Origin of the sequence: Halopolyspora algeriensis, from assembly GCF_003337235.1 — a bacterium.
Classification (GTDB): Bacteria; Actinomycetota; Actinomycetes; order Mycobacteriales; family Pseudonocardiaceae; genus Haloactinomyces; species Haloactinomyces algeriensis.
In genome coordinates this window covers 12,309-25,708 of record NZ_QPJC01000004.1, presented here as the reverse complement: position 1 = coordinate 25,708, position 13,400 = coordinate 12,309, and the positions used below count along the sequence as shown (strand labels likewise).

The following is a 13,400-nucleotide window of genomic DNA, read 5'->3' as shown; positions in this document are numbered from 1 at the left end:
GTGGTTGTTCGCCCCAACCTCTTCCGGTCTTTGTTGGAATCGTCCCTGCACGCGCCCGACTGCATGTCTTCGCGCGTGCGCGCGTGCGCGCGCGGGAACCGGAGGTGGGTAAGGTAAGCAGAAAGGAGGCAACGGCAGTGGCAGCGGTATGGGTGACTCTGACGAGCGAGGCAGTCGTGCTGCTGGCGGTGGTAAGTGCCGCGGTCACGTGGGTACGGCAATCCCCGACGGAAACCGCTGAGCAGGAACTCGGGCAACCGGCCACGCCGTTGCCCGAACAGCCGGCCTGACGAGGCACACGGGCTTGCTTTCGTCGGGCAAGCCCGTGAACCCGGTGCACCGGAATGTGCCGGTGCACCGATTTTTCCGGTGATTTTTCGAGAAAAACCCGGCCCGTTGTTTTATCGTCGGTCTTCGTTTCTTCGTTACCCGACGCGATTTTTGTTTTTGTCGTGCTCGCCGGGACTCGGACTCCGGTGGGCCGACGGGTGCCTTTTCGCGTGCGGAGCTGTCTTCGTCGCCGAGGCGGATGTGGGCCGGTCCGGGGGGCAGATACGCTGTGAACGTCAGACCCCCGATCGAGAAGGCAACCGTGAGCGCACCGCAGCAGCCCAACGAGCAGTGGACCGAGATGCAGTCCCGCCAACCCGCCGGTTCGCCGGAAGCCGTCGGCGCTGCGGCGAAGGGGGGCTCCCGGTCCGTGTGGAGCGAGTACCGCACGTTCGTGCGCAGAGCGCTGCGGGAGCCGTCCACGGTCGGCGCCGTCATCCCCAGTTCCCCGGTACTGGCCAGGGAAATGGCGAGAGTGGTGCCCACGTCCGACCACCCGGTGGTGGTGGAACTCGGACCGGGCACCGGTGCGCTGAGCGGAGCGGTGGCCGAGCGGTTGCCCGCCGCAGGCAGGCATATTGCCGTCGAACTCGACACGGGCATGGTCGAACACCTGCGCACCAGCATGCCGTGGCTGGAAGTCATCCAGGGCGATGCCCAGCAACTCGGACAGCTCCTGACCGAGGCGGGTGTGCAATCCGTCGATGCGGTGGTCAGTGGCTTGCCGTGGTCGCTGTTCGCCGGTGACTCGCAGACCCGCATTCTCGAGGAGGTCGGCGGGGTTCTCGTCCCGGGCGGCGCATTCACCACCATCGCCTATGCCCATGCACTGGGGATGCCCGGTGCGCGTTCGTTCCGCCGCCGTCTCGGTCGGGCATTCGACGAGGTCGTCACGACACGCACCGTGTGGCGCAACCTTCCCCCGGCGCGGACCTACGTCTGCCGCCGCCCGTCCCGCTCGGGATGACCTCGATGCGGTGTGGCCGATCTCCACGCGGTAACCACCGGCCCGGTGAGGTGCGTCACCGCGCAGTACGGGCAATGAATATGGTTTACATCACAACCGCGGTTTTCGGTCGCTCGCGCGGGCAAAATGCCGACAGCCGAATCGGATGATATCTCCACAGCGGATTCCCGTGCTGCTCCGTGGCCGCATGGCCGGAACAAAACAGGTGGGCAGAGAGGTGCGTGCGGGTTTTCCCGTTCGCGGGAATTCGCCGTGCCGCTCATCGTCGAGCCGCTGTCGCCGGAACCGCAACGGTGAACGGTGACACAGCGGATCGCTGCCCGGTGTCATCCCAGGGAATGGGCGAGTGGTCGAAGGGCTTCGGCTACCGGTAGTAGGCTCTGTGCCGGGACGTGGCGTGATCGGCGGCCTTGAGCGGTGGCCGCGTCCCGCGGTACGAAACAGCCGCAGTGGTTGCGCTGCTGCAGGATGCGGGGCTGCCCTGCACGGTGAAAGGGAACTGGTCAAGTGACAGCGACGAACGGGCATCGGCCCGCGGAACAAGCGGGGGCCGGCACGGCCGGTGCTGCGCAGGACACCCGCAAGGTCAACCGCGTGGTGATCCGGTTCGCGGGAGATTCCGGCGACGGAATGCAACTGACAGGGGACCGATTCACCTCGGAAGCTGCGGCGTTCGGCAATGACCTGGCCACGTTGCCGAACTACCCGGCCGAGATTCGCGCACCCGCGGGGACGCTGCCGGGTGTGTCCAGCTTCCAGCTGCACTTCGCCGACTACGACATCCTGACACCGGGGGACCGCCCGGATGTGCTGGTGGCGATGAACCCGGCGGCGCTGAAGGCCAACATCGCCGATCTTCCGCGTGGCGGCACCCTGGTGATCAACACCGACGAGTTCACCAAGCGCAACCTGAAAAAGGTCGGCTATGAGACCAGCCCGCTGGAGACCTACGAGCTCGAGCCGTACGTGGTCCACGAGGTGGCCATGGCCGAGCTGACCAAGGGTGCGCTGGCCGAGACCGGTCTGTCGCGCAAGGAGGCCGAGCGAGCCAAGAACATGTTCGCGCTCGGGTTGCTGTCGTGGATGTATTCCCGCCCCACGGAAGGCACCGAGCAGTTCCTGCGCGAGAAGTTCGCCAAAAAACCGCAGCTGGCCGAGGCCAATGTGCTGGCCTTCCGGGCGGGCTGGAACTACGGCGAGACCACCGAGTCGTTCGCGGTGAGCTACGAGGTGGCCCCGGCCACCCTGCCGCAGGGCACCTATCGGCAGATCACCGGGAACCAGGCTCTGGCCTACGGTCTGGTGGCCGCGGGGCAGCGCAGCGAGCTGCCGGTGTTTCTGGGCAGCTACCCGATCACCCCGGCCTCGGATGTGCTGCACGAGATGGCCAAGCACAAGAACTTCGGGGTGACCACCTTCCAGGCCGAGGACGAGATCGCCGGGATCGGGGCGGCACTGGGGGCCTCGTTCGGCGGCAGCCTGGGAGTGACCACCACCTCGGGGCCGGGGCTGGCGTTGAAGTCGGAGACCATCGGGCTGGCGGTGGCGTTGGAGCTGCCGCTGCTGATCTGCGACATCCAGCGGGGCGGCCCGTCGACGGGGATGCCGACCAAGACCGAGCAGGCCGACCTGCTGCAGGCCCTGTACGGGCGCAACGGGGAATCACCGGTGCCGGTGCTCGCCCCGCGCTCACCGGCGGACTGCTTCGAGGTGGCCCTGGAGGCCGCCCGGATCGCGTTGACCTATCGCACCCCGGTGGTGCTGCTGTCGGACGGGGCCACGGCCAACGGCTCCGAGCCGTGGCTGATCCCCGAGGTGGACCAGCTGCCGGACCTGCGGGTGTCGTTTGCCACCGAGCCCAACGCGCCGGACGGTTCCGGGGAGTTCTGGCCGTATCTGCGTGATCCCGAGACCCTGGCTCGCGACTGGGCGATCCCGGGCACACCGGGCACCGAGCACCGGGTCGGCGGGCTGGAAAAGGCCGACGGCAAGGGCAACATCTCCTACGATCCCGACAACCACGACACGATGGTGCGCCTGCGGCAGAGCAAGGTCGACGGCGTGTCCGTGCCGGACCTCGCTGTCGACGACCCGTCGGGGCAGGCCCGGGTGCTGGTGCTCGGCTGGGGATCGCCCTACGGGCCGATCGGGGCAGCCTGTCGCCGGCTGCGCAGCAACGGCCACGCGATCGCGCAGGCGCACCTGCGGTATCTGAATCCCATGCCCGCCAACCTCGGCGAGATCCTGCATGCCTACGACCGGGTTGTGGTGCCGGAGATGAACCTGGGGCAGCTGGCGATGCTGCTGCGATCCCGGTACCTGGTCGACGCGCAGTCCTACACCAAGGTGGCGGGCCTGCCCTTCCAGGCAGAGGAGCTGGAAAACGTGCTCACCGACATCGTGCAGGGGGTAGAAGCGTGACGACCGATCTGGGTCTGCCCGCCCTCGGTGGATTGGACAATGTGCCGACCACCGACGAGCAGCAGAAAGCCAAGGACTACAAGTCCGATCAGGAGGTGCGCTGGTGCCCCGGGTGCGGCGACTACGTCGTGCTCAACACCATCCAGGCGTTCCTGCCCGAGCTGGGTCTCAAGCGCGAGAACCTCGTGTTCGTGTCCGGCATCGGCTGCTCGAGCCGGTTCCCGTACTACATGAACACCTACGGCATGCACTCCATCCACGGTCGCGCGCCGACGATCGCCACCGGGCTGGCCACCACCCGCCCCGACCTGTCGGTGTGGGTGGTCACCGGTGACGGCGACGCGCTGTCCATCGGCGGCAACCACCTGATTCATGCGCTGCGGCGCAACGTCAACCTCAAGATCCTGCTGTTCAACAACCGCATCTACGGGTTGACCAAGGGCCAGTACTCGCCGACCAGTGATCAGGGCATGGTCACCAAGTCCACCCCGGTCGGCTCGCTGGACACCCCGTTCAACCCGGTCTCGCTCGCGTTGGGTGCCGAAGCCTCGTTCGTCGGTCGGGCGCTGGACTCCGACCGCAAAGGCCTGACCGAAGTGCTCACCGCCGCCGCGCAGCACCGGGGCAGTGCGGTGGTCGAGATCTACCAGAACTGCCCGATCTTCAACGACGGCGCCTTCGACGTGCTCAAGGACAGCGACGACAAGCAGCGCCGCCTCATCCCGCTGACCCACGGGCAGCCGATCACCTTCGGCCCCGACGACGAGCGCTACGGTGTCGTCCGTGACGGCCAGGGCCAGCTGCAGGTGGCCAAACTCGACGAGGTCGGCGAGGACGACATCGTGGTCCACGACGCCGAGGCCGTCGACACCGCCCAGGCCTTCGCGCTGTCCCGCCTCGGTGGCCAGGACCTCAACCCCACGGTCACCGGCATCTTCCGGGCCGCACCCCGGCCCACCTACGACGATCAGGCCCGGGCCCAGACCCGCCAGGCCGCCGAGGCCAACCCGCCCGACCTGCAGGGTCTGCTCACCGGCAACGACACCTGGACCATCTGACGGAGAGGCAGTACCCCGGCGACGGGAGTCGTCGCCGGGAGTCGTCGCCGGGAGTTCTGTCGTAGGGTCCGGTGTGGACATGTCGTCGATGGGATTGGTCCACCGTGACACAGCCGACCAGGACCCGCAGTACCGGCACGTTCCCTCTCGTGCTGATGTATCACTCGGTTTCGCCGTACACGCAGGACCCGTACCGGGTGACCGTGTCTCCCCGGCGTTTCGAACAGCAGCTGCGGTGGCTGCGCCGGCGCGGACTGCGGGGGACCTCGATGCGGGAGCTGCTGGCAGCCGAGCGAACCGGACGCTCCCGTGGTCTGGTCGGCTTGACCTTCGACGACGGGTACGCGGATTTCGCGCGGACCGTGCTTCCCACTCTGCACCGGTACGGCTTCACCGCGACGGTGTTCGTCCTCGCCGACCGGCTGGGCGGGCACAATGCGTGGGATCCGGAGGGGCCCCGCAAAGCGCTGATGACCGAACAAGAGGTGCGTCGGGCCGCCGACAGCGGCATGGAGATCGGATCCCACGGGATGCTGCATCGGCCGCTGGGCTCGGTCACCGAGGCGGCACTGCTCGACGAGGTGCAGCACAGCCGCACCGTGCTGGAGCGCATCACCGACCGGCCCGTGCCGGGTTTCTGCTATCCGTACGGTGACGTGAACGAACGGGTGATCGAGGCCGTGCAGGCCGCCGGATACGACTACGGCTGCGGCATCTGGCGCTCGGCACTGTCCGGCCGGCACGCGCTGCCCCGCACGTATGTGGGCGAGCGGGACCGGGGGCTGCGCCTGCACGCCAAGCGGGTCCGGCACGAACTGACCTGTCGCACCGCGCGGTAGTACCGCGCCTTCACGGCCGGTGTGGCCCGATCTCCTGCGTACTGGGTAGACACACTCCCCCCGCTGCAGGAGGACCGGACCTGCCCGCCGATGTCACTGTTTCCCCGAGCTCGACGGTGTGCCGGACACGAGGGGGAGGCAGTGACCGAGACTTCACTCGCACTTGCGGTCAATGGTCGCGAGCATCATCTGCGCGAGAGGCTGGTGGCGTACTCACCGGCAGACGTGCCCGGTCGGGGCTGGTCCGCAGTGGATTCGGTGGCCGTGGTGGGGCTGGGATACGTCGGGTTGCCCACGGCGTTCGGCCTGTGCGAGGCAGCACTGCACGTTACCGGCATCGACACCAGCGACAGCCGGCTGGCCGCCATCGAGCGAGGTGAGGTGGATCTGCCCGAGTGCGAGCAGGCCAGGCTGGTGGACGCGGTCGCAGCGGGCGGCCTGCGGCTGACCGGAGACCCCGCCGTACTCGGCGAGGCCGATGCGGTCATCATCTGCGTTCCCACCCCGGTGGACGAGCAGCACACGCCGGACCCGATGGCCTTGAACCAGGCCTGCGCAACCGTGGTGGCCCACGCTCACCAGGGGCAGACGATCATCCTCACCTCGACGAGTTTCGTGGGTACCACCCGCAGCCTGCTCACCGAACCGCTCGAACAGCGGGGTCTGACCGTCGGCACCGACGTGCATGTCGCATTCAGCCCGGAGCGGATCGATCCCGGCAATCCGGAGCATCACCACAGCCGGACGCCGCGGATCGTGGGCGGGGCGACCGCGGCCTGCGCCACGCGGGCGGCCTCGGTGATCGAGAACGTGACCGACTCGGTCTACCTGGTCGGTTCCCCGGAAGCGGCGGAGCTGACCAAGCTGTACGAGAACATCTTCCGCGCTGTCACGCTGGCTCTGGCCAACGAGTTCTCCGACATCTGTGCCCACTTCGGTCTGGACCCGATCGAGGTGACCCTCGCGGCCGGGACGAAACCGTACGGTTTTCTCGCGGGCTTCCCCGGACCCGGCGTGGGCGGGCACTGCATCCCGTGCGACCCGCACTACCTGCTGTGGCAGCTGCGGCAGCACGAGCAAGCCGCGCCGCTGATCGAGCAGACCATGCGCTCGATCGAACGGCGTCCCGAACGCGTCGTGGAGCGAGCGCTGCAGGTACTCGCCGAGGCGGACGTGGAGCCGGCGAGAGCGCGGGTGCTTCTCGTGGGGGTCAGCTACAAGGCGGGAGTGCGTGATCTGCGGGAGTCTCCCGCACTGCCGATCCTGTCCGGCCTCGCCCGGCACGGTGTCCACGTCGCTTATCACGATCCGTTGCTGCCGCACGTCCCACTGCAGGACGGAACCCGGCTCACCAACCAGGAAGCACCCGATGCCCGGCAATGGGACCTGGCTGTGATCCACACGGTGCATCCGGAGATCGACTACCGCTGGGTGCGTGACTGCGCACGCGTGCTGGATGCGACCTACCGGTTCGACCTCGTACCACACCGGCAGCTCGTCTGAGGGGACCGCAGTGGCCACACACAGCGGGACGAGCAGCTCTCCCGGCAGCACCACTTGCCCCTCCGGGGCCGGATTCGACACCACCGCGGCGGCGGTGGTGCTCAAGCTCGACCCGAACGTGTTCCACCACGGCGGGTTGGGAGTGATCCGCAGTCTCGGGCGTCTCGGCGTGCCGGTGTACGGGGTGCACGAGGATGCGCTGGCACCGGCGGCACATTCCCGCTACCTGCACGGCCGCTGGCTGTGGCGCCCCGAGGCGGCCGACCCCGACCGGGTGCTGGACGGTCTCGCCCGCCTGGCCGAGCGTATCGGGCACCGCTCGGTGCTGCTGCCCACGGACGATGCCGGTGCGATCCTGCTGGCCGAGCATGCCGACAGGCTGCGTCCGTGGTTCCGCCTGCCCGCACTCGCGCGGGATCTCCCGCGCATCGTTGCCGGGAAGGATTCGCTGCACCGGCTGTGCGAAGAATGGGACCTGCCTCGTCCGCTGACCGTGCTCACCGACTCGTGGGGCGAGATGCTGTCCTTCGCCGCGCAAGTGGGATTTCCGCTGGTCGCCAAACTCGCCGCGCCCTGGCGCAGCCCTGCTGCCTCCGGGGTCCGCAGCACCACGATCGTGCGCGGCGGGCAGGAACTGTCCGCACTGCGCAGAGCCTGTGACCGGGCAGGCGGTGCTGCATTGATGCTGCAGGAGTACTTGCCGGGCGGTCCGGGCAGCGACTGGTTCTTCCACGGCTACTGTGCCGCGGATTCGACCTGCCTGCCCGCATTCACCGGAGTCAAGGAACGTTCCTACCCGGCACAGGCGGGGTTGACCAGTCTCGGGCGGTGTGCCGACAACCCGGTCCTGCGGCGGCAAGCCACGGACGTCCTGGCCCGGCTGTCCTTCCGGGGGATCGTGGACCTGGACTGGCGCCGGGACGAGCGCGACGGCCAGTACAAGTTGCTGGACTTCAACCCCCGCATCGGAGCGCAGTTCCGCCTGTTGCGGGACCGGGCCGGCATCGACGTGGCCGTGGCGGCCTATCTCGATCTGACCGGTCAGGCCGTTCCCGACGGCGATCCAGTCGTCGGTCGACGGTTCCTGGTGGAGAACTACGACCCCATCGCGGCATTCGGCGACTGGCGCAGCGGCCGAATCGGGCTGAAGGACTGGGCCGCCTCGCTGCGCGGGGTGGACGAGTCGGCGTGGTTCGCGCGGGACGACCTGGCGCCGTTCGGCCTGATGTGCGTGCGGATGGGATGGCGTGCCGTGACACGCCCGTTCAGCCGCTCCGCGCGCTCGCCTCGCCGGCAACAACCCGCATACCGCCCGGGTCGCGCGGGAGATTCGCGCGGTGCGGTGATGTCGCCGGGTGGGCAGGCAGCGCCCGGGACCGGAGGCGGCAACTCCTGTATTCGTCAATTCGGAAAGGACCTTGCATGAACGAAACCGTCGACGTGGCCATCGTGGGTGCCGGTCCGTACGGTCTGTCGCTGGCCGCACATCTCCGTGGCGCGGGTGTCCGGTATCGCCAGTTCGGGCTGCCGTTGAACCTGTGGCGTACCGCGATGCCGCGAGGGATGTACCTGAAGTCGCAGGGATTCGCCTCCAGCCTGTCCGATCCGTCCGGCCGGTACACGTTGGCGCAGTTCTGCCGGGAAACCGGACGCGACTACGCCGACTGCGGCATGCCGGTGTCGCTGAAGACCTTTCTGGCCTACGGCGCATGGTTCCAGCAGCACCAGGCACCGGATGTCGAGGAGGTCCTGGTCACCGAGATCACCGGCAGCCGGGGACAGTACGAACTCGCCCTGTCCGACGGCGGGTACGCCCGGGCGCGCTCCGTGGTCGTCGCCGCCGGGGTCGAGCACTTCGCCCACATCCCCGGAATGCTGTCCGGTCTGCCGCCCGAGCTGTGCTCGCACAGTTCCGCACACACCGATCCCGGCGCTTTCCGCGGGCGTGAGGTCGTGGTTCTCGGCCGGGGACAGTCGGCGCTGGAATTCGCCGCCCTGCTGCACGAGTCCGGCGCGTCGGTGCAGCTGGTCACCCGCGCACCCGGGATTTCCTGGAACGGTCTGCCGCTCGATCCGGCCCGGCCGTTGCTGCGCCGCCTGCGGGAGCCCGAGGCGGGGCTGGGATCGGGGTGGGGAACCTGGTTCTATTCCCGGCACCCGCGCTGGTTCCGTCACCTGCCTGCGCCCACCCGGGTGCAGCTGGCCCGGACCGCGCTGGGGCCTGCGGGGGCGTGGTGGCTGCGCGACCGCGTGGAGGAGCGATTCCCGACCCGGCTCGGCCACTCCCTGCAGTGGGCCGAGCCCGCGGGTGATCGCGTGCGGTTGCGGCTGCGTGGCCCCGGTGGGGAAGCCTCGACGCTCACCGCCGAGCACGTCATCGCTGCCACCGGATATCGTCCCGATGCCGGGCGACTGCCGTTTCTGAGCTCGCAGCTGCGTGCCCGGCTGCGCACCATCGACCGCACCCCGCAGGTCGAGTGGGACTTCCAGTCCTCGGTGCCGGGACTGTTCTTCATGGGCGCGGCGGTCGCGCCGACATTCGGTCCCGTCATGCGCTTCGTCTACGGTGCCGACTACGCGGCACGCCTGGTGACGAGCCGATTGGCGGCAGGGGCCCGAACGTCGCGCACCGTGGAAGGGGCCGGTCGATGAGCGCGACCGAACTGGCCCCCGGTGCCGGTGAACTCCCGCAGGAAGCCTCCGCAATCGGCGCGCGGGCACCGCTCGTGCTCGCTGCGGACCAGAACGATCGCAGGCCCGCGCACGGCACCGCGCCCGCACGGCAGCCGGGACGATTCGTGCCCTTCCTGCTGGTTCCCGCCATCGACGGTCTCGCGTTGGCGACCTCGGCCGTGGTCACCGGATTGGGATGGTTCGGCGCGCTGTACGCCCCGATCGTCCTGCTCGCCCTGGCCGCCGACGGGCAACATCGTGCTCGTCTCTGCCTGCGCGTGTCCGATCAGGTGCCGCGGCTCGCCGCTGCCGCCGCCTGGCCGCTGATCCTGCTGTTGCCGTGGTGGCCCGTCGAGGGTGCGGTGGCCGCGGCCCTTCTCACCGCGGGCATGCTGGTCACCTTCCGCGGGGGCGGCTACCTGGCCCTGCGGGCGGCACACCGGCACGGCCGGTTGCAGGAGCAGGCGCTGATCCTGGGATCGGGGCCGTTGGCGCTCGAGATCGCCCACCTGCTGGGCGAGCACCCCGAACTCGGAGTGCGTCCACGAGGATTTCTCGATCACCGCCCACCCGGACGGGATCCGCTGCCCTCGCTCGGCCGCCTCGAGGAACTCGATGCCGTGGTGGCCGGGTACGGCATCAGTCGCATCATCGTGTGCAGCCCCGCTGCCTCCGAGTCGGAACTGACCTCGCTGCTGCGCGCCTGCCGGCCGCTGCCCGCCGATGTGTGCGTGGTACCTCGGCTCCACGAACTGGGGATGGCGCTGCCGCGAGGATGTCTCGACGAGGTGTGGGGGGTGCCGCTCGTCCCGCTGCGGCACCACGCGCACACCCGGGCGGGCACCCGGGTGCGGCGGGCGTTCGACCTGGTCGTCGCAGCGCTGCTGTCGGTGGTGGGCGTCCCGCTGCTGGCGGTTCTCACGGCCGCGGTCCGCATCAGCAGCGGTCGCGGGGTCTTCTTCCGGCAGGAGCGTGTCACCCGCGGGGGAAGGACGATGTCGGTGGTGAAGCTGCGCACCGTCGTACGGGATGCACAGCAGGGCTGGGTGGTGCCACAGCAGCAGTGCACACGGCTCGGTGGCCGGCTGCGGGCGCTGCACTTCGACGAGCTGCCGCAGCTGCTCAACGTCGTGCGCGGGGACATGTCCCTGGTGGGGCCGCGCCCGGAACGGCCGTACTTCGCGCTGCGCTTCGCGCGGGAGATCCCCCGCTACTCGGACCGGCATCGAACGCCGGGCGGAATGACCGGATGGGCGCAGGTGCACGGGCTGCACGGTGACACCTCGATCCGGCAGCGGGCGAGATTCGACAACCAGTACATCGAGTACTGGTCGCTGTGGCTGGACGCGGTGATCGTGGCCAGGACGTTGGCGACCGTGCTCGTCGGCAGCGGATGGTCTCGCTGCCTGTCTCGGGGAGGTCCTCGGTGAAAGTTCTGCACGTGATCACGGGCCTGGGCGTCGGTGGAGCCGAACTGCAGTTGCGTTCGGTGCTGCGGCACACGCGCCACGACGCCGAGGTCGTCACGCTCTACAACCCGGGCGAGGTGGCCGAGATGATCTCACGCGAGGGCGTGCGCGTGCACGATCTCGGCATGACCAGCAACACCGAGGTCCCCGCTCTGCTGCGGTTGTGGAGACTGATCCGGCGTGGCGGGTACGACGTGGTCCACACACACCTGTATCGGGCCTGTATCTACGGCCGTATCGCCGCGCGGCTGGCAGGTGTCCCGGTCGTGGTGACCACGGAGCACTCGATCGGCCGGACACACCTGGAACGCAGGCGCATGACCCGAGGGGTGCAGGCACTGTATCTGGGCACGGACCTGTGCTCGGACGCCACCATCGCGGTCTCGGACACGGTGGCCGACAGGCTCGTGAAGTGGGGCGTGCAGCGGAACAAGATCACGGTGATCCCCAACGGTGTCGACTTCGGCAGGGTCGCCTTCGACGAGTCGCACCGCGCGCGCATCCGGGCGGAGTTCGCGATCCCCGGCGAAGCTCGAGTCGTCGGTGTGCTGGGCCGGCTGGATCCGAACAAGCGTTTCGACCTGGTGATCGAGGCAATGGCTCCGATGCTGGACGCCACGACCAGGCTGCTGCTCATCGGAGAGGGTCCCGACCGCGACCGCCTCGAGAGCGTGGTGCGCGAGCACGGCGTGTCCGAACGGGTCGTCTTCGCCGGTGAGCGCCACGACGTCGCGGCGATGTTGTCGGCCATGGACCTGTTCGTGGCCTCTTCCGACCAGGAGACCTTCGGCCTGTCGGTGCTGGAAGCGCTGGCCAACGGTATGCGCGCGCTGTACACGACATGCCCCGCGATGGACGACATCGACACCGACCGTGCCCGCGCGGTACCCGGTGAAGTGGCGGGAATGCGCCGGGAGATCGCCGCCGAGCTCGCCCGGATGGAGCCCTCATGGCCGGGATCGTCCGGCGGGCCCCCGCGTGAAACGGTGCCAGCCATCCACGACAGGTACGGGATCGAGTCCGTCACCGGCAGGATCGACGATCTCTACGAGGGTCTGCTGACCCGGCGTGGGCCGCGGCCACCGCACCCGGCACCCGCTTCGGTCGATGCCTCGCTCGCCGAATCGACGGGAGGGCACCGATGAGGGCACTGGTCACCGGCGCTGCCGGCTTCGTCGGCTCCCACCTGGTCGAGCACCTGCTGGCGAAGGGCCATCATGTCGTCGGCCTCGACGACGTGAGCACCGGGTGCGAGGAGAACTTGTCCGCGATCACCGGGCATCCCGAATTCCGGCTGGTGCACGGCACAATCCTGGACCCCGCCACGGTCGACGATCTCACCGCGGGGGTGGATGTGGTTTTCCACCTGGCCGCTGCCGTCGGCGCGTTCGTCATCCGGGACCGCACCCTGGAAAGCCTGCTGACCAACCTGCACGGCACGGAGAACGTCGTGCGGGCCGCTCATCGGCACGATGCTCGTCTGCTGCTCGCTTCGACCAGCGAAATCTACGGCAAGAACGGCAAGGTCGGGCTCTGCGAGGACGACGATCGCCTGATCGGATCGCCGCTGAAGTCGCGGTGGTCCTATTCCGAGGCGAAAGCCCTCGACGAGAGCCTCACCGACGCCTACGTGCGCGAACACGGCCTGCGAGCGGTGATCGCCCGGCTGTTCAACACCGTCGGTCCCCGCCAGAGCGGCCGCTACGGCATGGTCGTCCCGCGGCTGGTGGCCCAGGCGCTGCAGGGGGCGCCTCTGACCGTTTTCGGGACCGGCGAGCAGGTGCGCTGCTTCTGCCACGTCGGGGATGTCGTGCCGGCCCTGGCGCGGCTCGTCGACGTCGAGCAGGCGTTCGGCACGGCGGTCAACCTCGGTAGTTGTGAGCAGGTCTCGATCGCGGGCCTGGCCGACCGCGTGCTCGAGGTGACCGGTTCGTCCAGCCGGATCGTGTACCAGCCCTACGAATCGGTGTACGGCAGCGGTTACGAGGACATGTGGCGACGGGTACCGGACTGTTCGCGCGCACGGGCGCTGATCGGCTTCCGCCCCACCCGGACGCTGGACGACATCATCCGGTCGGTGGTCGACGAGCAGACCCGGCAGAACCGGGCGCCCGCGACTTCCGCGTCATGACGGCGAGGC

Annotated in this window: 11 protein-coding genes; all 11 read left to right on the top strand. The window is 68.9% G+C overall.

The window, feature by feature from the left end; genetic code table 11:
• The first annotated feature begins 137 nt into the window (after window positions 1–137).
• A complete protein-coding gene (locus DFQ14_RS22015) occupies window positions 138–290 on the top strand; it encodes a hypothetical protein (protein ID WP_170206307.1) in 153 nt (50 codons plus the stop codon).
• Between the two features lie 302 nt (window positions 291–592).
• Complete coding sequence (locus DFQ14_RS08145) at window positions 593–1,297, top strand: class I SAM-dependent methyltransferase (RefSeq protein WP_420810140.1); 705 nt, start codon at window positions 593–595, stop codon at window positions 1,295–1,297.
• 507 nt (window positions 1,298–1,804) lie between these two features.
• A complete protein-coding gene (locus DFQ14_RS08140; RefSeq protein WP_114452515.1) occupies window positions 1,805–3,718 on the top strand; it encodes a 2-oxoacid:acceptor oxidoreductase subunit alpha in 1,914 nt (637 codons plus the stop codon).
• Complete coding sequence (locus DFQ14_RS08135) at window positions 3,715–4,776, top strand: 2-oxoacid:ferredoxin oxidoreductase subunit beta (protein ID WP_114452514.1); 1,062 nt, start codon at window positions 3,715–3,717, stop codon at window positions 4,774–4,776. Before DFQ14_RS08140 ends, DFQ14_RS08135 begins: the two co-directional genes overlap by 4 nt.
• Before the next feature lie 155 nt (window positions 4,777–4,931).
• Window positions 4,932–5,615 (top strand): polysaccharide deacetylase family protein, encoded by a 684-nt coding sequence (locus tag DFQ14_RS08130; protein ID WP_114452833.1) that lies wholly within the window; start codon window positions 4,932–4,934, stop codon window positions 5,613–5,615.
• Between the two features lie 141 nt (window positions 5,616–5,756).
• On the top strand, window positions 5,757–7,118 hold the full coding sequence (locus DFQ14_RS08125) for a nucleotide sugar dehydrogenase (protein ID WP_114452513.1): 1,362 nt from the start codon (window positions 5,757–5,759) through the stop codon (window positions 7,116–7,118).
• 10 nt (window positions 7,119–7,128) lie between these two features.
• Window positions 7,129–8,544 carry a carboxylate--amine ligase gene (locus tag DFQ14_RS08120; protein ID WP_179951524.1) on the top strand — a complete coding sequence of 472 codons (1,416 nt, stop codon included), beginning with the start codon at window positions 7,129–7,131 and terminating at the stop codon, window positions 8,542–8,544.
• Window positions 8,541–9,770, top strand: coding sequence for an NAD(P)-binding domain-containing protein (locus DFQ14_RS08115; protein WP_114452512.1), 1,230 nt, complete (start codon window positions 8,541–8,543; stop codon window positions 9,768–9,770). The genes DFQ14_RS08120 and DFQ14_RS08115 overlap by 4 nt, the downstream gene beginning before the upstream one ends.
• Window positions 9,767–11,221 carry a sugar transferase gene (locus tag DFQ14_RS08110; protein ID WP_114452511.1) on the top strand — a complete coding sequence of 485 codons (1,455 nt, stop codon included), beginning with the start codon at window positions 9,767–9,769 and terminating at the stop codon, window positions 11,219–11,221. The genes DFQ14_RS08115 and DFQ14_RS08110 overlap by 4 nt, the downstream gene beginning before the upstream one ends.
• The gene (locus DFQ14_RS08105; protein WP_114452510.1) at window positions 11,218–12,405 is read left to right on the top strand and encodes a glycosyltransferase; all 1,188 of its coding nucleotides are present in this window, start codon (window positions 11,218–11,220) and stop codon (window positions 12,403–12,405) included. Before DFQ14_RS08110 ends, DFQ14_RS08105 begins: the two co-directional genes overlap by 4 nt.
• Window positions 12,402–13,391 carry an NAD-dependent epimerase/dehydratase family protein gene (locus DFQ14_RS08100; protein ID WP_114452509.1) on the top strand — a complete coding sequence of 330 codons (990 nt, stop codon included), beginning with the start codon at window positions 12,402–12,404 and terminating at the stop codon, window positions 13,389–13,391. The genes DFQ14_RS08105 and DFQ14_RS08100 overlap by 4 nt, the downstream gene beginning before the upstream one ends.
• Window positions 13,392–13,400: the final 9 nt, after the last annotated feature.

Excerpts from the sequence above, each read along its gene's own strand:
- DFQ14_RS08100 (WP_114452509.1), top strand. The coding sequence starts at position 12,402 with ATGAGGGCACTGGTCACCGGCGCTGCCGGCTTCGTCGGCTCCCACCTG.
- DFQ14_RS08110 (WP_114452511.1), top strand. The coding sequence starts at position 9,767 with ATGAGCGCGACCGAACTGGCCCCCGGTGCCGGTGAACTCCCGCAGGAA.
- DFQ14_RS08130 (WP_114452833.1), top strand. The coding sequence starts at position 4,932 with ATGTATCACTCGGTTTCGCCGTACACGCAGGACCCGTACCGGGTGACC.
- DFQ14_RS08115 (WP_114452512.1), top strand. The coding sequence starts at position 8,541 with ATGAACGAAACCGTCGACGTGGCCATCGTGGGTGCCGGTCCGTACGGT.